The sequence below is a fragment of the Glycocaulis albus genome, from assembly GCF_014639075.1.
GTDB classification, from domain to species: Bacteria; Pseudomonadota; Alphaproteobacteria; order Caulobacterales; family Maricaulaceae; genus Glycocaulis; species Glycocaulis albus.
The window spans coordinates 1-19,404 of record NZ_BMFS01000012.1; the positions used below are offsets into that span (position 1 = coordinate 1).

21 protein-coding genes are annotated in these 19,404 nt (G+C 65.2%); 5 read left to right on the plus strand and 16 right to left on the minus strand.

All coding sequences use genetic code 11. The features are described 5' to 3' along the window. Positions 1-64 precede the first annotated feature (64 nt). The 8 genes from IEV75_RS11745 to IEV75_RS11780 all read right to left on the minus strand — a co-directional run bounded on the left by IEV75_RS11745 (position 65) and on the right by IEV75_RS11780 (position 7,125). Positions 65-1,273: a phage major capsid protein gene (locus IEV75_RS11745; protein WP_188452771.1), complete on the minus strand. Its 1,209-nt coding sequence runs from the start codon at positions 1,271-1,273 to the stop codon at positions 65-67. Between the two features lie 45 nt (positions 1,274-1,318). Beyond that, positions 1,319-1,810, minus strand: a complete 492-nt coding sequence (locus IEV75_RS11750) for an HK97 family phage prohead protease (RefSeq protein WP_188452772.1) — start codon at positions 1,808-1,810, stop codon at positions 1,319-1,321. 280 nt (positions 1,811-2,090) lie between these two features. Continuing rightward, the gene (locus IEV75_RS11755; RefSeq protein WP_188452773.1) at positions 2,091-2,336 is read right to left on the minus strand and encodes a hypothetical protein; all 246 of its coding nucleotides are present in this window, start codon (positions 2,334-2,336) and stop codon (positions 2,091-2,093) included. Next, complete coding sequence (locus IEV75_RS11760; RefSeq protein ID WP_188452774.1) at positions 2,329-3,492, minus strand: phage portal protein; 1,164 nt, start codon at positions 3,490-3,492, stop codon at positions 2,329-2,331. Before IEV75_RS11760 ends, IEV75_RS11755 begins: the two co-directional genes overlap by 8 nt. Positions 3,493-3,961: 469 nt before the next feature. Continuing rightward, the gene (locus IEV75_RS11765) at positions 3,962-5,224 is read right to left on the minus strand and encodes a DNA-packaging protein (RefSeq protein WP_188452775.1); all 1,263 of its coding nucleotides are present in this window, start codon (positions 5,222-5,224) and stop codon (positions 3,962-3,964) included. After that, positions 5,202-5,648, minus strand: coding sequence for a hypothetical protein (locus IEV75_RS11770; RefSeq protein WP_188452776.1), 447 nt, complete (start codon positions 5,646-5,648; stop codon positions 5,202-5,204). The genes IEV75_RS11765 and IEV75_RS11770 overlap by 23 nt, the downstream gene beginning before the upstream one ends. Before the next feature lie 343 nt (positions 5,649-5,991). Continuing rightward, entirely contained in the window at positions 5,992-6,291 is a 300-nt protein-coding gene (locus tag IEV75_RS11775; protein ID WP_188452777.1) for a GIY-YIG nuclease family protein, read from the minus strand. Between the two features lie 390 nt (positions 6,292-6,681). After that, the gene (locus IEV75_RS11780) at positions 6,682-7,125 is read right to left on the minus strand and encodes a YcgN family cysteine cluster protein (protein WP_188452778.1); all 444 of its coding nucleotides are present in this window, start codon (positions 7,123-7,125) and stop codon (positions 6,682-6,684) included. 128 nt (positions 7,126-7,253) lie between these two features. On the opposite strand from IEV75_RS11780, the gene IEV75_RS11785 reads away from it, so the two are divergent. Beyond that, positions 7,254-9,197 carry a transglycosylase domain-containing protein gene (locus IEV75_RS11785; protein WP_217979019.1) on the plus strand — a complete coding sequence of 648 codons (1,944 nt, stop codon included), beginning with the start codon at positions 7,254-7,256 and terminating at the stop codon, positions 9,195-9,197. Here IEV75_RS11785 and IEV75_RS11790 read toward each other — a convergent pair. Next, entirely contained in the window at positions 9,190-10,110 is a 921-nt protein-coding gene (locus IEV75_RS11790; protein WP_188452779.1) for a LysR substrate-binding domain-containing protein, read from the minus strand. The genes IEV75_RS11785 and IEV75_RS11790 overlap by 8 nt on opposite strands. A 95-nt stretch (positions 10,111-10,205) precedes the next feature. Here IEV75_RS11790 and IEV75_RS11795 point away from each other — a divergent pair, with 95 nt between their 5' ends. Then, entirely contained in the window at positions 10,206-10,829 is a 624-nt protein-coding gene (locus IEV75_RS11795; RefSeq protein WP_188452780.1) for an FMN-dependent NADH-azoreductase, read from the plus strand. A 5-nt stretch (positions 10,830-10,834) separates the two neighbouring features. Here IEV75_RS11795 and IEV75_RS11800 read toward each other — a convergent pair whose 3' ends face one another. Together IEV75_RS11800 and IEV75_RS11805 are read right to left on the minus strand one after the other, a co-directional pair. Then, positions 10,835-11,710, minus strand: a complete 876-nt coding sequence (locus IEV75_RS11800) for an ion transporter (protein ID WP_188452781.1) — start codon at positions 11,708-11,710, stop codon at positions 10,835-10,837. 79 nt (positions 11,711-11,789) lie between these two features. Then, on the minus strand, positions 11,790-12,008 hold the full coding sequence (locus IEV75_RS11805; RefSeq protein WP_188452782.1) for a hypothetical protein: 219 nt from the start codon (positions 12,006-12,008) through the stop codon (positions 11,790-11,792). Here IEV75_RS11805 and IEV75_RS11810 point away from each other — a divergent pair. Next, positions 12,007-12,420, plus strand: a complete 414-nt coding sequence (locus IEV75_RS11810) for a PAN/Apple domain-containing protein (RefSeq protein ID WP_188452783.1) — start codon at positions 12,007-12,009, stop codon at positions 12,418-12,420. The two genes, IEV75_RS11805 and IEV75_RS11810, sit on opposite strands and share 2 nt — an antisense overlap. Positions 12,421-12,533: 113 nt before the next feature. Then, complete coding sequence (locus IEV75_RS11815; RefSeq protein ID WP_188452784.1) at positions 12,534-13,619, plus strand: DUF2336 domain-containing protein; 1,086 nt, start codon at positions 12,534-12,536, stop codon at positions 13,617-13,619. A gap of 149 nt (positions 13,620-13,768) precedes the next feature. On the opposite strand, the gene IEV75_RS11820 is transcribed toward IEV75_RS11815, so the two are convergent. From IEV75_RS11820 to IEV75_RS11840, 5 genes are all read right to left on the minus strand, one after another. After that, positions 13,769-13,915, minus strand: coding sequence for a hypothetical protein (locus IEV75_RS11820; protein WP_188452785.1), 147 nt, complete (start codon positions 13,913-13,915; stop codon positions 13,769-13,771). Further along, complete coding sequence (locus IEV75_RS11825; RefSeq protein WP_188452786.1) at positions 13,912-15,129, minus strand: mechanosensitive ion channel family protein; 1,218 nt, start codon at positions 15,127-15,129, stop codon at positions 13,912-13,914. Before IEV75_RS11825 ends, IEV75_RS11820 begins: the two co-directional genes overlap by 4 nt. After that, positions 15,126-16,730 carry a peptide chain release factor 3 gene (locus IEV75_RS11830; RefSeq protein WP_188452787.1) on the minus strand — a complete coding sequence of 535 codons (1,605 nt, stop codon included), beginning with the start codon at positions 16,728-16,730 and terminating at the stop codon, positions 15,126-15,128. The genes IEV75_RS11825 and IEV75_RS11830 overlap by 4 nt, the downstream gene beginning before the upstream one ends. 52 nt (positions 16,731-16,782) lie before the next feature. Then, positions 16,783-17,190, minus strand: coding sequence for a hypothetical protein (locus IEV75_RS11835; RefSeq protein ID WP_188452788.1), 408 nt, complete (start codon positions 17,188-17,190; stop codon positions 16,783-16,785). 181 nt (positions 17,191-17,371) lie between these two features. Next, positions 17,372-17,707, minus strand: coding sequence for a DUF1491 family protein (locus IEV75_RS11840; protein ID WP_188452789.1), 336 nt, complete (start codon positions 17,705-17,707; stop codon positions 17,372-17,374). A gap of 59 nt (positions 17,708-17,766) precedes the next feature. Here IEV75_RS11840 and IEV75_RS11845 point away from each other — a divergent pair, with 59 nt between their 5' ends. Next, the gene (locus IEV75_RS11845) at positions 17,767-19,404 is read left to right on the plus strand and encodes a hypothetical protein (protein ID WP_188452790.1); all 1,638 of its coding nucleotides are present in this window, start codon (positions 17,767-17,769) and stop codon (positions 19,402-19,404) included.

Genomic DNA, 19,404 nt, shown 5'->3' on the forward strand with positions numbered 1-19,404 from the left:
TCCTCCTCGCGAAGGTTGAATCAGGCTTCGGCCAAAAACGGAATCCCGTTTATGAGTTTATGACCTAGCTCTCCGCGAACTTCAACAGCTTGATGGCGTTGAAATCCTGCACGCCGCCGCCGACGCGCTTGGTGGTGTAGAAGAGCACATAGGGCTTGGCCGAATAGGGATCGCGCAGCACTTCGATACCCTGACGGTCGACAACCAGATAGCCCCGCTCAAAATCACCAAAGGCAATCGCGAAGGCATTGGCGCCAATGTCCGGCATGTCCTCGGCCTCGGTCAGCGGATAACCCATCAGGCTCGCCTCCTGACCGGCATTCAGGCCCGGCTGCCAGATATAATGGCCGTCCTGGTCTTTGAGCTTGCGCAGGCGCGACACGCTCTGCCGGTTCATCACAAAGCGCGCATTCGCGCGGTAGCCGGTGGCGGGCGCGTAGATCAGATCGATCAGCGCGTCGACCGGGTCCTCATCGAAATCGCCTGCCGCGCCGGTGGCGACATAGCCGATCTCGCCCCAGCCTTGCGTGCCTTCCGGCTCCTTGTCGTAGGAGAGGAAGCCGCGCGGCTGGTTATTGCCAGAGCCGGAAACGAAGGCCTTGCCCTCTTCGGCGGCGAACACATCGCGCACCTCTTCAGCCAGCCACTGGTCCACATCGGCCAGCGCATCATCGAGGATGACCGGTGTTGCAGCCGGCATGGCGTAGAGCTCGGCGGTGGGGAACTCGACCAGCGTGATGTCGGGCGTCGCCGTCTCATTGCGTGCACCGGTCTCGGCAGACCAGCCCGCCACCGCGCCGCCAAGGCTGACCGGCTTGCGGAACGTGTGGCTGGTGGTCTGGCGCACGGATGAAATCGCGCGGATCGGCGAGACGCTGGCGAGCAACCGGTTGATCATCGCCTCGGTTTCGGGCGGGGCGACATAGCCGCCATCGCCCGGCGAGCCGGCGGAGAGGGCCTTGGCCTCGATCAGGGCAGAGGCATCACCCCGGCGTACATAGGCGTTCCAGCCGGGATGGGCGGCGGATTTGCGCCCGATAGAGGGCCGCGTGGCGTCAACGCTCATACGGTCCAGCGCCGCCTTCTGGCGGGTCAGGGCCGCATCAATGCGCGCCACTTTCTCCTCCAGCAGCACATCCGCGTTTCGGCGCTTTTCAATCTCGGAAAGGCGCTGGTCATTGGCGCTCTTGAAGCGCTCGAAGGCGGAGAGAAAATCGTGCAGCGCGGCGCGGGTCTGCGCATTGGGCGCACTCATCTTGGTTTCACGGGACATGGGGTTTCCTTCGTGTCGGTCAGGGATGTGAAAAAGGGGTGGGGATCAGGCCAGAACCGTGTCGAGAAAGGCCTCGACAGTCTCAGGCACGGGCGCGGCACCCGGCACGATGTCGAGACGCGCGCCTTCGGCCATCGGGAAGGTGACGATGGAGATTTCCCAGAGGTCCACTTCCGTCAGGATGCGGCCGCCACCCGATGGGCGGACGGTTTCCGACACAGCCCTGAAACCGATGGACAGGCCATCGACCGCCCCTTCACGGATCAGGGCCGCTGTTGCTGCGCTGCGCGGGGTGGTGCCGGTCAGATGGCCGCGCACGTAAAGCCCGCGCTCATCCTCGTAAATCTCGTCCCACACGCCGACGGGTTCCTCCGCATCGTGCTGGAACAGCATGCGGATGCCGCCCGCCCCGCGCGTGGCCAGGCTGTCGGCGAACGCGCCGCGGCGGATGATGTCGCCGGAATAGTCCTCGATATCGAACACGCTGGCATAGCCGGCGATCTCGAGCCTTTCGCCCGAGCCGTCATCTGCTGTCATCTGACAGCCTCCTTCTTGTTGTTGGGTGTGGTGAGCTGGAAAGCGGAAAATCGCTGTCATGGCCCGGCTTGTCCGGGCCACCCATGCCGGAGAGTTTCCGCCTGATCTGAGCTTTCAGGCATGGGTCCCCCGGACCGCTACGCGGCCGGAGGATGACACGTGTTGATTATTGCTGGCCGGGCTGGCTCTCCGGCGCGCAGCGCCGAAAAGCGCGAACGCGCGCCCGAGCTAATGCGAGGAGCGATGGGGCGTAGGCCCCGGAGCACAAAGAAAAGGGAAACTATTCCCCCGCCAGCCGCCTTTCGATGCGCTCCAGCGCGAGGCGGGTATAGGCGGAGTTTTCTTCCAGCCGGGCGATGCGCTCATAGACCGGAGCGGTCGCCTCCACGCGCAATTCCAGATGGCGGATGCGTTCAGAGGTCGCGCCCGCCCAGATCAGCCCGCCTGCGGTCTGCAGGGCGAGCGTGACAAGAACACCGAGGGTTATCTGCCGGTCCACGCGCCAGTGGGAAGGGCGTTCAGTCATCATCATCCTCCGTCTCGGTGGCAGGTTTCAGGCCCAGCAAAGCGCGCTTTTCAGCGTCACTCAGGAAGTCCGCCCCGCCAATGCGCTGCCAGCGGGCCAGACGTTCTTCGGAAAGGGCCGGCAGCGCGTCCTCGTCGGGCCGGATGTGAAATCCCTCGCCCAGCCAGGGCGCCAGCCAGCCATTGAGAGACGCGCACGTCTTCCTCGCCAGCGGCAGAACCGTCTGGCGGTAAAAGGCGAGGTTCGCCTCGCGGTAATTGGCGTAAGTGTTATCGCCCGGCAGACCCAGCATCATGGGCGGCACACCGAAGGCCAGCGCGATCTCGCGCGCGGCCTCGCGCCGTGCGGCGATGAAGTCCATCTCGGCTGGCGAATGCCCCATCGGCTTCCAGTCCAGCCCGCCTTCCAGCAATAAGGGCCGCCCGGCATTGGCCGGACCGGAATGCAGCGTCTCCAGCTCGTCTTTCAGGCGCTGGTATTGCTGGTCTGTCAGGCGCGCCTCAGAGCCGTCTTTCGAAGTCACCACCAGCGCGCCGGAGGGGCGCGCCGCATTGTCCAGCAAGGCTTTCGCCCACGCCCCGCCGGCATTGTGGACATCGACCGCCCGCGCCGCCGCCTCCAGCGGGGGCAGGCCGTAATGATCGTCGGACGGGTGAAAGAGTTTCAGGTGCAGGACCGGGCTTTTGCCGCTGGCCCGGTCGCGCTCGATCATGCGGCGGTCAGAGCCATTGCGGTATTCGAAAGCATCGGCCCAGCCCTTCGGCCCCGGCATCACGCGCACCCGGTCCGGGCGCAGCACGAAGAGGGCAGACGGGCCATCATAACCTTCGGCGATCTCCAGATAGGCATTACCCGCCACCTGCAGATGACCGTGGAAGGTCTCCATCAGCTCAACCCCGGTCTGGTCCGGGTTGGGCTGGGTCAGCAGCGTTCTCACCGCATCGGCCGCCCGGCCCTTGCCTTCGATGCGCAAGGGCACAGCGGCGGCAGCCTCCGCGATCAGACGCACACAGCGATTGGCCACGGCGTTGCGGCCATAGCCCTCACGCGCCAGGCCCGCATAGTCACGCGGGCTCCACGCAGGACGGGGAGAGAGCGACAGCGCCACCAGCCTGCCCGCGCTCTTGCGCTGCAGTCCAAACCATTGTCGTAGCATGGGTTTTCTCTTTTTTGGTTCGTGCTTGGAACACATCAGTCTCGTCGCCCCCGCGCAGGCGGGGGGAGGAAACCGGACCGTCTGGACGTCATCCCAACTGTTGAAACCCCGGACGCGAAGCGATCCGGGGCCTGATGTCAGTTCTGCCAGAAGTCCCGGCTCTCGCTATCGCTCGGCCGGGATTTCAGGAATGGGTATCGGTCAACACCTCGTCATTCCGGCGAAAGCCGGAACCCAGACCTTTTTTAAAGATCACTGGGTTCCAGATAGCGGCTGACGCCGCTTCTGGAATGACGATAGTGAGGGATCATCCCCCGCATGAAGTGGGGGATGACAAGCTGGTCGGCTGTATACGCTCCTCGTCCTTCGAGACGTTCGCTACGCTCACCCTCAGGATGAGGGGCGAAGGACGCTCTTGTCCCTCATCCTGAGGAGGCCGAAGGCCGTCTCGAAGGACGAGGGACAAAACTCAAATCCATCTCAGCCTCGGCTCTGCGCCGCCCCCTTTCAGCGCGGCAATCGCCCAGACGAGGGCGTCCACGCGGTCGGGGGAGCCGGTAAAGCCCGGCGCGCCAAAGGCGCACATCTGGTCTTCCAGCCCCGGCATTCTTGCCCCGTGCGCCACCCGGCCCGCCGCATAGAGCGCGGCAACCGGCTCGGCCCGCGCGCGCTTTGCCCGGCTGGCATGAACGAGACGGACGGGCAGGCCCGGCAGCGCCGCGGCCAGCACCGCACGCACCATCTCCCCGCCCTGATTGCTCTCGGCGACCACGCTGTCGGCCTCATGCGCGGTGAAGGCTTTGGCGACCTGTTTGGCCCAGCCTTCAGGCCGGGCACGCAAGCTGTAATCGGCTAGCACAGTGAAAATCTGGGCCGCGCCCTGTCCCGCAGCCCCGGCGACAATGATCCCGCATTCATCGCCGGTGGACCCGGCGGGCGGATCAACCGCCACCACAATTCTTTCAGCTTCCACGGCCTGCCGCGCGAGCGCGGCATCGATCATCTCGCGCGTCCACAGCGCGCCCTCAGGGTCATCGACAACCCGGCCCTCCAGCTCCTGCAGGGCCAGGCGCGAAACGCCATAATGCTCGCGCAGCGCCGTGATGAAGCCCGGTGCCAGATGGGCGGCATTCTCCTCGCTGGTGGCATGGGTCACCACCGTGCCTTGCGCCGCAATCAGGCGTTTGAGCGCAGGTAAAGGCCGGGGCGTCGTCGTCACCATCAGGCGCGGATCATCTCCGAGGCGCAAGCCAAAGCGCAGCATGTCCAGCACGCCCTGCGGATAGCGCCAGGCGGCAAATTCATCGGCCCAGGCGGTATCAAACTGCGGACCTCTCAACGCATCCGGGTCTTCGCCCGAAAACGTGTAGGCGACCGCGCCGGAGGGCCAGACGAGGCGGCGGCGGGTCGCTTCCCAGACCGGGCGTTGGCCCCGAGGCCCAAGGCTGCGCAGGCCCGACGGCCCGGCAATCATCACCTCGCGCACATCGCCATGCGTCGGGCCGACCAGCGCAATGCGCCCGGCCCCGCCCGCGATGCGCGCGCGTATCCATTCGGCGCCGGCGCGGGTCTTGCCCGCACCGCGCCCGCCCAGAAACAGCCAGGCCTGCCAGTCTCCTTGCGGCGGGAGCTGGGCGGGGTGCGCCCAGCTTTGCCAGTCATCGAGAATGCGTTCGGCCTCATTCGCGTCGATCGAGTCGATCAGCCGTTCAGTCCCGGCGCGTGCGCGCATCAAGGCGCGAAAGCCGCCGGCGAAGCTCTTCAAGCAGAGCCTCACGGGTGTGTGCATGTGCCTGCGCCTCGCTTGTCTCGGTTTTGCGGGCGATCTCGGCGAGCCGCGCCCAGTCATCCACGCTCATTGCGGCTTTGAGGAGGGCGCTGACCGCCCTTGCCCGCTTTTCCGCGTCCGCCGTCTCGCCGCGTGCCAGAGCGGCCTCGGCCGCTTCCAGATGCGCTTCCAGGCGCACTTTGAGGCTCGCCGTCTTGCTGGCCGGCGAAACCCGTTCCACCCACCCCAGCCCGTCCTTGAGATATTGCAGGGTGATGCCTTCACGCAGGGCCAACCCTTCAAGGCTCATCCCTGCCCGGTGCGCCTCGCGGATCGCCAGCCAGTCGCGCCGGGGCGGCGGGGCTCGTTTCTCACATGTCTCGACCATGCCTGAAGTATGCCTCACAACCGGCCCTGCCGGAGTGATTGGCGAGGGTTTCCGGCAAGGGTTTGAGGGGGATGGGGAATTATTTCGGAGGGTTGGGGATTGGGGGGGAACTGTCCCCGCTTTTGTTCACTTGGAAGGGCGCATCATTTTTGAAACGCTGAAACCCCGGAACCGCGAAGCGGTATCCGGGGCCTTGCTCCGCTTCTCCTGCACAAGGTCCCGGCTCGCGCCACGCTTGGCCGGAATGACGAGAACAGAGAAACGCCCCCTCACTTCGTCATTCCAGAAAGCGCGTCAGCGCTTATCTGGAACCCAGATTTTTTTAACAGAAGCGGCATTCCGCTCACAGCAGGGTCTCATACAGATCGCGCCAGTCGGGATTGGCCGCTTCGATCAGCTCCAGCTTCCACGCCCGCTTCCAGCTCTTGAGGCGTGTTTCACGGATAATGGCGTGCTCCATCGTGGCATGCATCTCGAACCAGACGAGCCGCTTCACGCCGTATTTCCGGGTGAAGCCGGGCACCAGCCCTTCGCGGTGCTCATACACCCGCCGCACCAGATCGCTGGTCACGCCGGTATAGAGCGTGCCATTGCGCTGGCTCGCCAGAATGTAGACGGCAGGCTGGAAGAGCCGGTCCCGCATGCTTCCAATTTTGCCGTGCAGGCGGACGCAAGGGAAGACATTTCTGGCTTACGGCTCATCCCGGAATGACGAGGGTGGAGGGTGCCGGACCCCTCTGGCGCGCAGCGCCGAAAAGCGCGAACGCGCGCCTGGCACTTTTGCCCGCAGCGACGCACGGATGTGCGGAGCATCAAAAAAAACTGGGTTCCAGATAGCGGCTGCGCCGCTTCTGGAATGACGAGGGGAAAGGGACGCGCCTCTTACCTCGTCATTCCGGGGGAGCGCAGCGACACCCGGAACCCAGCGTTTTTTTAAAAAAATACAAACTGGGTTCCAGATAGCGGCTCACGCCGCTTCTGGAATGACGATTTGGAGGGCGCATGACAGACTTCTTAACGCCAAAGAATCCCCTCACCCCCTCACATAATCCTCGAAATCCGCCTCATCGACATCGCGTTCAGAGACCAGCGTTCCTTTGAGCGACACACCCGCCTCCACCACGCTGTCCGCGCGGCCCGAGATCAGCGGGTGCCAGTCAAACAGCGGCTTGCCTTCCGCGATCAGCCGGTAGGCGCAGGTTTGCGGCATCCAGCCAAGCTCGCTCACATTGCCTGGGGTGAGTTTCACGCAAGACGGCACGCGCTCATGGCGGCTCGCGTAGTCGGTGCAGCGCACGGTCTCAAGATCGAGCAGTTCGCAGCCGATACAGGTGCGCAGCACCGCGCCATCGGGGTCATCCTCATCAATCAGCGAGACCGTGCAGCACTGGCCGCACCCGTCGCACAGCGACTCCCACTCCGCCTCGCTCATCTGATCAAGGCGTTTGGTCTTGTAAAAAGGGGCTTGGCCATCCATCGCCCATAATTTAGCCGTGTTCATCAGGCTTTGAGAACGCTCCTGCCCAGTATCTGCCCCTGTGCACCGCCCGATGGAGGCCCGCCATCACCTTCCGCGCCGACCAGCCGACAAGTTTCAAGGAACGCGTGGCCGCGTTCAATGGGTGGCTGCGCACGCGCAAGCTGATGGTGCTGGCGGGTGTCGCCTCGCTGTTCCTGGCTGCCGGAGCGATTGTCGCCCACGCGGCCTGGGAATGGGCTTTCCACGATCTGCCGCCCGTGCCGGAAAGCGCCGAGGACCTCTGGCGGGTACGCATGGAGCCGACGGTCACGCTGCTGGACTCTGAAGGCGCGGTGCTGGCCATTCGCGGACCGCTATACGGCATGCCCGCCAGGCTTGAGGATCTGCCGCCGCACGTGGCGCAGGCCTTCCTCTCCATCGAGGACCGGCGCTATTACGAACATGACGGGGTGGACTGGCGCGGCACGATCCGCGCCGTGCTGGCCAATATCCGCGCCGGGCGCACCGTGCAGGGCGGCTCCACCATCACCATGCAGCTGGTGAAGAACCTCATCCTCACGCCGGAACGGACAATCCGGCGCAAGGTGCAGGAAATGCGCCTGGCCATGGCGCTGGAGCGGGTACTCTCCAAGGAGGAAATACTCGAGCTCTATCTGAACCGCATCTATTTCGGTGAGCAGGCCTACGGCATCGAGGCCGCCGCCCGGCGCTATTTCAACAAATCGGCCAGTGAGCTGACCGTGCAGGAGGCCGCGCTTCTGGCCGCGCTGCCCGCGGCGCCGACCCGCCTTGCGCCGACCGACAATCTGGCGGAAGCCCAGGCGCGCGCCACCAACGTGCTCGCCGCCATGCGCGAGGCGGGCTTCCTGAGCCCGATGGACTACATCGTCGCCAACGCCACCCAGGCCGAGCCAGTGGAGAGCGCCTTCCGCCCCGGCGGCATGCAGCAATACGGCCATCTGTTCGACTATGCCGTCACCGAGGCCCGGCGCCTGCTCGGCCCGGACAATGAGGTGCCGGACCTCGTTATCGCCACCACGCTGGACACGGCGCTGCAGAACGCCGCGCAGGAAGTGGTGACCCGCCGGCTGGAAGCCGATGGCGAGGCGGTACGCGCGGGCGAAGCGGCTGCGGTGGTCCTGGCCAGCGATGGCGCTGTGCGCGCCATGATTGGCGGGCGTGATTATGTATCCAGCCAGTTCAACCGCGCCGTCCAGGCCCAGCGCCAGCCGGGCTCTGCCTTCAAGCCCTTCGTCTATCTGGCGGCTCTGGAAGCGGATTATGCGCCGTCGAGCGTGTTCAACGACACGCCCGTTTCCTACGGTAACTGGTCGCCGGTGAATTTCGGCGGCGGCCATCGCGGCCGCATGACGATGGAGGATTCGCTCAAACGCTCGGTCAACACGATCGCGGCGCAGATCGGCATGCTGGTCGGGATTTCCGAAGTTGCCGAGATGGCAAGGCGGCTGGGCATCACTACGCCGCTGAACGAGGTGCCCTCGCTCTCGCTCGGCTCCAGCGAGGTACGCGTGATCGACATGGCGGCAAGCTACCTCGTCATCGCCAATGACGGGCGCCGGCTCGACCCGTATTTCATCAGTGATATCCGCACTACGCGCGGCGACGTTCTCTACGAGCGCGAAGAGGAAACCCGCACCCAGCAGGTCATCGCGCGCGGCCATGCGCGGGCCATGTCCACCATGCTGCAGGGCGTGGTGCTGGACGGTACCGGACGGCGCGCCGCCGTGCCCGGCCACCGCGTTGCCGGCAAGACCGGCACCAGCCAGAACAGCCGCGATGCCTGGTTTGTCGGCTACTCGGCCCAGTTCGCAACGGCCGTCTGGACCGGCAATGATGATGACAGCGCGATGGCCAATGTAACGGGGGGCGGCCTGCCGGCCGATATCTGGCGCGAGATCATGGTGGCTGCCCATGACGGCCTGCCCGCTGAAGCCCTGAACGCCCCCGCACCGCGCGTGCGTTCCGAACGCGAGGAACGCCTCGTCGCCTTCTATTCGGGCCTGTCTGCCGAGTTTGACCGTGTGCTGTCTGGCGGGCGCTTCAATTGACGTGATCGCGGAATGCGCCTGGCAGCGCGTCGATGAACAGGCGCACCGCCGGGATAAGCCCCCTCCGCGAGGGAAAGACCACATGGGCCAGCCCGCCCGGCGGCTCATAGTCCGGCAATAGCGGAACCAGCCGTCCGGCCTCGATATCATCACAGACCAGAAGCCGCGGCAGCGCCGCCACCCCGCCGCCCGCGATGACTGCCTGACGCAGGGCCTCCAGATCGTCGGTGACAAGGCGCGGGTCGTGGCTGATCCGGTGCACCTGCCCGTCCGGGCCGGTCAGCGTGATGACATGCTCGCCGGTCCGGCTGGTCTGGCTCAAGCTTTCAAAGCGCGACAGGTCTTCGGGTGTTTCCGGCCGGCCAAACCGCGCGATCAGGTCCGGGCTCGCCACCAGCGCGCCGCGATGGGTACCCAGCTGGCGCAGGATCAGGCCGGAATCCTCCAGAGGCGGCGGGCGCACCCGGATCGCCATGTCAAACCCCTCCTCAATGACATCCACCCGCCGATTAGTGGATTCCAGACGCACCCGCACCTTGGGGTAGCGCGTCATGAAATCCGCTATCATCGGCGCCAGCACCTTCTCCACCACCAGGACCGGGCAGCTAACCCGGATCGTGCCCTGCGGTTCTGACCGGGTCGCGGCCATCGCCTCCTCGGCCGCCTGCGCCTGCGCAATCATCGCCGCGCAATGGCGATAGAAGAGCTGGCCGGCATCGGTCACCGAGAAATGGCGCGTCGAGCGGTGGATCAGCGTGACGCCAAGGCGCTCCTCCAGCTGCGCGAGCTTGCGGCTGAGGCGCGATTTCGGCACCGCAATGGCCCGGCCCGCAGCGGCAAACCCGCCATGCTCCACCACCTGCGCGAACAGGTAGAGCTCGTTGAGATCGGGCAGGTTTATTGTTCCACTCATGGAACGGAGAGTGGCGGTATTCAGCCCTACTGGCAATAGCGTTCCATGCCTAGGTTTCTGTCAACGCCGGATCATCCGGCCAGACGGAGGCAGACATGACACTTCTTCGCATCGACTCTTCCATCCTGGGCGAGGCATCGGCGTCGCGCCGGATCGGCGCCGATCTCGTGGCCGCGCTTGCACGCGTGAACCCCGGCCTGGACACCGTCTACCGTGATCTGGCCAGCGCTCCGCCCGCCCATCTCGACGGCGCGGTGCTGCAGGCCGTCCGCAGCGACATCACCCAGCTGAATGACACCCAGCGCGCCGAGCGCACATATAACGACACGCTGGTCGATGAATTCCTCGCCGCTGACATCGTGGTCATCGGCGCACCCATGTACAATTTCTCGATCCCGACCCAGCTTAAGGCCTGGCTCGACCGGCTGGCGGTTCCGGGCAAGACGTTCCGGTATACTGAAGCCGGACCGGAAGGGCTGGCCGGCGGCAAGACGGTCTATATCGTCTCCTCGCGCGGCGGGAAGCTGGCCGGCAGCGCGGCCGAAACCGCGATGGACCATCAGGAATCCTACCTGAAAACCATGCTGGGCTTTTTTGGCATCACAGATGTGCGCATCGTCCGGGCCGAAGGCCTTGCCATGGGCGAGACGGCCCGTACCGAAGGCTTGGCAGCCGCTGCCAGCGAGATCGTGAAAATCGGCGGGCGCAAGGCCGCGTAGCCAGTCTACCCGGCGCTCCCCTGGGGCATGTCCCTATCCTTGCCGGGCGATGTCCGGGCGGGCTGTGCCTGCCCGGACATCATCAATGTCTTGAGCTCGGCGATCTCGCCGCGCAGGGCGGTCACTTCCTCGCGCAGCAGAGCGCGTTCATCAGTCGCCTTGGCCTGACGCTCGGTCTCCTCGTCGAAATGTTTGGCCTGCAGCGAATCCACGATGACGGCGATGAACATGTTCAGCACCGCAAAGCTCGTCAGCACGATGAAGGGCACGAAGAAGGCCCAGGCGAGCGGATGGTCGGCAATCACCGGCCGCGCCACACCCATCGACCAGCTCTCCAGCGTCATCACCTGGAACAGGGTGAAGGCCGCCGCCCCCAGATCACCGAAAAATTGCGGATGGGTGCCGCCGAAGAGCTTTGAGCTCATCACCGCGCCCACATAGAAGATCAGCCCCAGCACCATCATGATGGAGCCCATGCCGGGTATCGCCTTGCCCAGCGCTACGACGACGCGGCGCATCTCCGGCACGACCGAGAACAGGCGGAACAGCCGCAAGACCCGCAGCGCGCGCAAGACCGCGAACGGCCCGGCCGCCGGGATGAGCGAGATCGTCACCACGATGAGATCGAACCAGTTCCAGCCCGAGCGGAAGAAGCTGAGTCGATAGACGAACAGCTTGAGCAGTATCTCGGCGGCGAAGGTGTAAACGATAACCTTGTCGGCGATCAGAAACGCTCCGGCCAGCTCGGCCGGCAGGGCATAGGTCTCCAGCCCCAGCAGAACCGCATTCACCAGGATCAGCGCGGTAATGCCGTTACGGAACAAGGCGCTCTCGACAAAGCTCTCCAGCCGTGATTGCAGACCGGCCTTTTCGCCACTCATCGCGCGCGCTCCCTTCATGCCTGGCAGGCTGTCTGGTTAGCCGGTAGCGGGGCATCTGTGCAATGGGGGTGGTGTTGGCTTACCTGACACGCGTCATTCCGGCGAAAGCCGGAACCCAGAACTTTTCTGGTTCCGCAACGCATCCCCCGGTCGTAGCCGGGGGCAGGCCGCGTTGCCATGTTCCGCGAAAAGTCGCGGGCGCGCGTTCGCGCTTGCGGCGGCCGTTGGCCGCCGGCAAGGTTTCGCAAAGCACCACAGAAACCCTTCCTTCATCGCTGTCGTGCCAGATCAGCGCCATGATGCTCGCGCTCCTTATCGCCAGCCTGTCCCTGCCCCATGGATTGCCCGCGGGCGCCATCCTGCATGGCGAGGAAAGGCGCGGCGCGGTGCTGGTGCGCCTTGAGGGCGCGCCTGCCCTGAGCTGGCAGGCCTGCGCAGCGGCGTGCGGTTATCATGAAGCCTGTCAGGCCTGGACGCACAGTGCGTATCAGAACCGCTGCACACTGCATGCAGCGCCGCTCACCCCGCGCCCCTTTCCCGGCGCGGTAACAGGCCTCTCGCCTTCGCTTGCGGCGCGAATTGAACGCTCCAGCGAAAGACCGCCGAGTGCGCGCGAGCGCGAGGCGCTTCAAGGCCATGCGCCCGCGCAGCCAACATTCTCGCGCGCGCTCTCCGAGACCGCACAGGACCAGCTTTTTCCGGAACGTTAAGCCTGATCGCCGATTAACCATCTCCCGCGATGCAAAAAGCGGCATAGGAACCGGGTGTTTACCCTCAAGCCCTAGCCTGCCGGGTGAACCTGATCGGGGGTGGCGGGAAACCCATGGATATCGAAAGCAAGCTTCACCACCTCACCGGACTGGCGCGGGAAAAATCCTCCGAGCGCCGCCGCACGCTTCTGCGTGAGGTCACAGATCTTTTCTTCGAGGAAACACCGAAGGACGGTTCGGGCGTTCAAAAACAGTTCGATGCCGTGCTGTCCACGCTCGCTGCGCAGACGGCGCAGGATGCGCGCGCGGAACTGGCGCGCCGCTTTGCGGACGCACCCATGGCCCCGCGCGGCCTTGTCATGCAGCTGGCCCGCGACGCGATCGAGGTGGCCGCCCCCATTCTCACACAGTCCGGCGTGCTGACCGAGGACGATCTTGTCGCCATCGCCGCGGAAGCTGGTGAGGAACACCGCCGGGCCATGGCGGCACGCGAGACGGTTCCCGAACGCCTCAGCGACGCGATCGTGGCCAATGGTGATGACGAAACGCTGGCCCGGCTGGTCGCCAATGACGGCGCGCGCCTCTCGCGCGGCGCCTTCGAGACCGTTACCCGCCGCGCCGAAACCAGCCCGGTCCTGCAGGCGCCCATCGTCAACCGGGCCGACACGCCCGCCGACCTTCTGGGCGATCTGATGAGCGTGGTGGAAACCTCGCTGCGCGAGCGGATCATGAAACGCTTCGAGACACTGGACCCGGCGATTGCCGAGGCGGCCCTGGCCGCCTCACATGCGCGGCTGGAAGCGCGCATTGCCAGTGACAAGGCCATTGCCGAGGCCCGCAAATTCGTGACCACACGGCGCATGCGCAAGGAGCTGGACGGCTCGCTGCTGGTGCGCCTGCTGCGCGAGGGCGAGCGTATCAAGTGCTGCGTGGCGCTGGCCGAGCTCGCCGGTGTGGATCACAGCGCGGCCCAGCGCGCGCTCGACCACCGGACCCCAGACGGGCTGGCACTCATCTGCAAGGCGGCTGGGTTCGACAAGGCATTATTCGTCACGCTGGCCATATTGCGGGGCAGGACGACATCGAACCTGTCGGCCGACGCGCAAGGCCTCGGCGCGCTCTACACCAGCCTGTCGCGCGAAGACGCCGAGCGCGCCATGCGCTTCTGGCGCATGCGCAAGGACATGCAGGCGGCCTAGAATTCTCCTGTTGATGCTTCGAGACCTCTAACTAATGTCATCACCCGCTTCATGCGGGTGACCCATGCCTGCAACGATCCCGCTAGCTCTCACCTCTCAGGCATGGGTGGCCCGGACAAGCCGGGCCATGACAGCGGAGAAGACTACCTCTACTCCTCATCGTCCCGGTGCTTTGGATGGCGTTTGTAGATCGAGCCCTTGCCCTTCTTCGTGGGCATGGCACCCGCCTTTCGCGCGCGCCGCGCAAGGCCGCGTGCGACCGGGTTGGGCTTCGATGTGCGCGCCTTCAGGCTCAATCGCTATCGCCTTCCTCTCCGCGCGCGACCCGCTCGGGCATCTCTTCGGCCTCGGGGTTGGCATCAGGGTCCACCTTGCGTCCGTGAGCGGCCACCCTGGGTGGCACGAACACCTCCACCCCGTCATCCATGTACACGCTGGTCGACGGGAAGGCGAAGGCGGTGCCTGCGCCCTCGACAATATCCTTCAGGGCCAGCGCCAGCTCTTCCTTGAGCTCCAGCCACTCGCCCCAGTTCGTGGTGTGGGTGAAGCAGTAGAGCAGGTAGTCGATCGAGGACGGCCCGAAACTATCCACCCGCATGAAGGTCGCGACCTCTGGCGGCTTGGCGAAGCCGGGATGATTGTCCAGCCATTCCAGCGTCTTGTCGCGGATGTACTGAAGCTGCTCCTTGGTCGTCTTGTACTCCACGCCGATCATCCAGCGGATACGGCGATGGGTCATGCGCGAGAAGTTCGTGACCGCTTCATCGGAGAGATAGGAGTTCGGCACATAAACCGGGCTCTTGTCGAAGCGCCGCACCAGCGTGGAGCGGAAATTGATCTGCTCCACCGTGCCCTCGACCACGCCGTCGACATGGATCCACTCGCCCGGCAGGAAGCGCTTTTCGGTCAGCACGAGCAGGCCCGAAATGAGGTTCTTGAACAGATCCTGCGCGCCAAGGCCCACGGCCACACCGAACAGGCCGAGCCCGGCTACGATCGGCGCGACCGGAATACCCCAGAGCTGCAGCACGGCGCCCACACCGACAATGATGAAAAGGATGCGCAGCGTCTTGGCCAGCCAGTCCACCAGCACCGGTCCCAGCGCGCGCTGCAAGGGGCGGAGCAGGTAGGAGACCGGCGTCACGACATTGTGTAGCGCCCAGAAGATCGCGATCACGATCAGCGTGCGGACCACATTGATACCCGGGCCTTCGCCATCGGGCTGGTCCAGCCCGACAATAAGCACAGCGATATAGACCCCGATGATTACCGGGATCAGACGGATCGGGCCGGACAGCGCCCTGACGATCTTGTCATCCAGCTGGGTCGTGGTCTTGCTGGCATAGGCCATCAGGAATTTCGTGATCATCCAGCCGACAAGGCCGCGCACCGCAAATGCCAGCGCGACGACGATAAGGCCGACCAGCGCCTGGCCGACATTCAGGCCCAGAAAGCTGGTATTCCAGACATCGACCACAATGGCCCACAGATCGGTCATGGTTTCCATCATGCGCGGCGCTCCTTTGCCCGGTGGAACTCGATATCGGGCCATTTCTCCTGCGTGTAGGACACTTCCCAGGCGTTCTTGGCCATGAAGACCAGCGCGCCATCAATGTCCTCGGCAATGGCGGATTTGTGCCGGTCGATCAGGGCTTCCAGCTTGTCTCGCGGTCCGGTTATCCAGCGGGCGGTTTCGTAAGGGCTGGGTTCGAAGGTGACTTCCAGATTGTATTCGGCCGCCACACGCTCGGCCATCACATCGATCTGCAGCGCGCCCACCGCGCCGACCACGAAATCCCCGCCCACCTGCAGGCGGAAAAGCTGGGTAACGCCTTCCTCGGCGAGGCTTTCGAGAGCCTTTTTCAGGTGCTTGGCTTTCAGCGGATCTTTCAGGCGCGCCCGGCGCAGCAGTTCAGGCGCAAAGTTGGGAATGCCCGCCACGCGCCATTTGCCGCTTTCAGAGAGCGTGTCGCCGACGCGCAGCGCGCCATGGTTCGGCACGCCGATCACGTCACCGGCATAGGCCTCGTCAGCCAGTTCCCGGTCCTGGGCAAAGAACATGATCGGGCTGGAAACGGTCAGCAGCTTGCCGCTATCGGTCTTCAGCTTCATGCCGCGTTTGAACGTGCCCGAGCACAGGCGCATGAAGGCCACCCGGTCGCGATGGTTCGGGTCCATATTGGCCTGCACCTTGAACACAAAGCCGGCGACCTCCTTGCCATCGGGTGTCAGCTCCGGCGCCGGACCGCCCGTAGCGGGCTGGGCCTCGGGGCCCGGTGCGACCTGCTTGAGCGCCTCCAGGAGCTCGAACACGCCGAACTGGCGCAGGGCCGAGCCGAAATAGACAGGCGTCATATGCCCTTCGCGATAGCTTTGCGGATTGAAGGCAGGGCAGACCTCGCGCGCCAGCTCCGCACCCTCGCGCAGCTCGGCCAGCTCCTCCGTGCTGAGGATCGAGCTGATCTCGTTGCCGGAAAGGGAGACGCGCTGGCTCCTGACGGGGTCGGCATCGTCTGCTGACGGGCGGCGATAGACCACAAACTCATCGCGTTCCAGATCGGCCACGCCCTTGAAGCGCGTGCCGGAGCCGGACGGCCATTGCATGGGCGCGGCGTCCAGAGCCAGCTTGTCCTGTATGTCATCGAGCAGCTCGGACGGGTCCATCGCCTCACGGTCCATCTTGTTGATGAAGGTGAGGATGGGGATGTCACGCAGCCGGCACACCTCGACCAGTTTGAGCGTGCGCGGCTCCACGCCCTTGGCGGCGTCCAGAACCATGATCGCGCTGTCGGCGGCGGTGAGCGTGCGGTAGGTGTCCTCGGAGAAGTCCTCGTGGCCCGGCGTATCAAGCAGGTTGAAGAGAAGCCCGCCATATTCATACGTCATCACCGAGGCCGAGACTGAAATCCCGCGCTCGCGCTCGATCTTCATCCAGTCAGACTGGGTCCGGCGGTTCTCCCCGCGCGCCTTCACCTGCCCGGCCAGCCGGATCGCGCCGGCGGAGAGCAGGATGTTTTCCGTCAGCGTGGTCTTGCCGGCGTCGGGGTGGGAGATGATGGCAAAGGTGCGCCGGCGCGCCCATTCGGGCAGCGCACTTGTGGGGGAGGTCATGGCCGGTCCTGGCTAACGAAACAGTGTCGTGCCCGGACCTAGCAATCGCTCATCATGCGCGCAAGCGCTGGGGCGCGTGCAGCCACACTGCATCATTGGCCGCGCGGGCGCTGAGCATGTCCATCTCCTGCAAGCCTTTCAGCTGCGTCAGGACCACCAGGCCGACAGAGGCGACACGCACCTGCACATCCTCCGGCCCGCGCGAGGCGTTCGGCCTGACCGCCAGCAGGGCATTGGCCTCATCGCTTTTCCAGCCGACCAGCGCTGCCAGAAAACGCGCCCTTTCGGGATGATTGCGCGCCAGATGCGGATCGGTATGGATCGCCTCGCGCACCAGCTTGACCGCCTTGCCGAGCGTCATCGCGCGCAGCTCGCGTTCAGGTATCGGGCAACCCGACGACAACGCGGCACGTTCAGGATCACCCAGAGAAAAGACCACATCATTGAACAGGAACAACACGCGACCTGACCCCACTGCAGACACGGTATGCCAGCGCCACCCGGCTGCGCTGTCTGATGCAGCGCCCGCACTGGCCGGCAGCCCGTGTGAAAATCCTCGATGGGCGCAGTGTGGCCGTCCCGCGTTAAAACTGCGTCACCGGCGCGTTGGGAAATCAGCAGTGTTACCGGAAGATTAACGCCTACTCCTCAACCCGCTCCATAAGGAAGTGGCGTCCGTCGCGGTCCATGATCTCAACCGCCCAGATGTCCGGGTCATCCTCGCGGCGGCGGGCGATATAGGCATCAGCGCGCGCCTCCTCCATCGGCAAACTGCCCAGAGGCTGTGACCAGACACGCTCCCCCTCCATGTCGCGCACCGGCACAAACAGCCTTGCCAGCCTGTCGGCACCGACCAGCTTGACCAGAACCACGCCGGCGTCGGCGTCCCCCTTGTGCAGGACGTAAAAGGACGCGCCCTCGCGTTCCGCGCGCCATTTGAGGGCATCCACCCAGATCCATGTGCTGAGTTCAGGCATGATTCGCCCTTGCTGGCCGGACAATTGCTTAATAATGTGTAAATCGAGGGGAGCGTTTCATGACGATACAGGCACGCTGGTGGAGTGTCATGTGTATGGCCGTCGCGATAGCGGTGGCTATGCCTTGTAAGTTCAGCCCGTCTGCTGCGGCGATTCCGGATGCCGGGGCCAGCGCCGCCTCCAGTGCTCCGGCCACGCCTGGCAGAATTGCCCGCTCCGAGGAGCGAACCCTTGCCAGCCTGACACGGGACAACCGGTCCACTCACAGGCTCGACGCCAGCACCCGCGAACTTCGCATTCCCTTTACACTGGCGCCCGGCTCCGTTCCTGAAGGTGTGGAGCTCGTCCTGTCGGCCCGCCCCGCCTCGCCGCGCTCCGGCGGGCGCATAGAGGCGATGCTGGCCGGGTCACGCACCATCGCCTTCACCCCCCAGCCAGACAGTTTCGAAGCGCGCTTTTCGCTCTATTCCGACAATTTGCGGGCCGGCGAAAACACGCTCATCGTGCGCCTTGATGCCGGTAGCGCCGATGGCTGGCGCATCGACCTGCGCGCCAGCCGGCTACGGGTCACAGCTCTGCCATCGGCCGGCTACGAAACGCTGGAAGCACTGGAAACCGCGCTGTCAGCCCATTTTGCCGCGCCGCGCCGTGTCTTCATCCAGGCCGATGGCTCGGGCCGCGAGCAGCTGGCGGTTGAAGCCCTCATAGCGCAGGGCCTGGCCCTGCGCATGGGCCAGGCGCCGGTCCTGGTCGAGCGGCCAGACGCGGCGGAGCTGGTTGTGCGCGCTGCCATGGACCCGCTTTCGCCAAACGCATCCATTGCCCTGGCCGACCCTTACACCATCCGGCTCGCGGGCGCAGAGACCACCACGGTGGCCGCCGCGGCGCGCCTGTTTGCCGCGCGCAGCTTTGCCGGCACACAGACCCGCATGACGCCGGCTGACGCGCTATCCGCGCCGCGCCTTGCACACACCTCTTCCGACAGCGCCTCCAGGGTGGACAATCTGCAGGCGCTCGCTGAATCCGGCGTGCCCTTCGCGCGGGAAAACGGCGGACGCGCCGCGATCGTCCTCGTGGGCGCCAGCACCGCCGAACGCCTCGGCGCGCTCAGCCTGCTGTCGCGTGCGTCCCTGGTCTCCGGATCGGCCTGGCTTTATGCCTGGTATGGCAATGACGCCGGCCTGGCGCCTGCCGATCATGACCTGTTCCTGATGGGGCCGATCGGCGCCCTGGACCCGCGCCTGGTCAGCGCTGCGCCCGCCGAAGTGCGCGCCGCCACCGAAGCGGCCAGCCGGCGGGTACCGCGCGAGCGCCGTTCCTACGGCTCGACCGCCTTCGCAGACGAAGGCAGCCCCGTTTCAGGCGCCGTCACCGGGATAGCCGCGCTGTACCGGGACGCGGGCGGGCGCACCATCGTGCTGCTCACGGCGCCCGAAGGAGCCGATTTCTCCCGCGCTGCGCGCCGGCTCGCCCATTCCGATCTGTGGCGGGAATTGCACGGCCGTGCGGTGCTCTGGGACGCGGGCAGCGTAACCGGGTTCGGACCAACCGCACGCACCGACTACGCCTTGAACGAACAGCTCATGGACCTGTTCCGCCGTCACGACCGGCTGCTGGCCCTGATCGCGTTTGCGCTGGCTGTGCTTTTGCTGTTCGCAGGCAACGCCGTAAACCGGAGATCAACCCGGAGCGTGTAA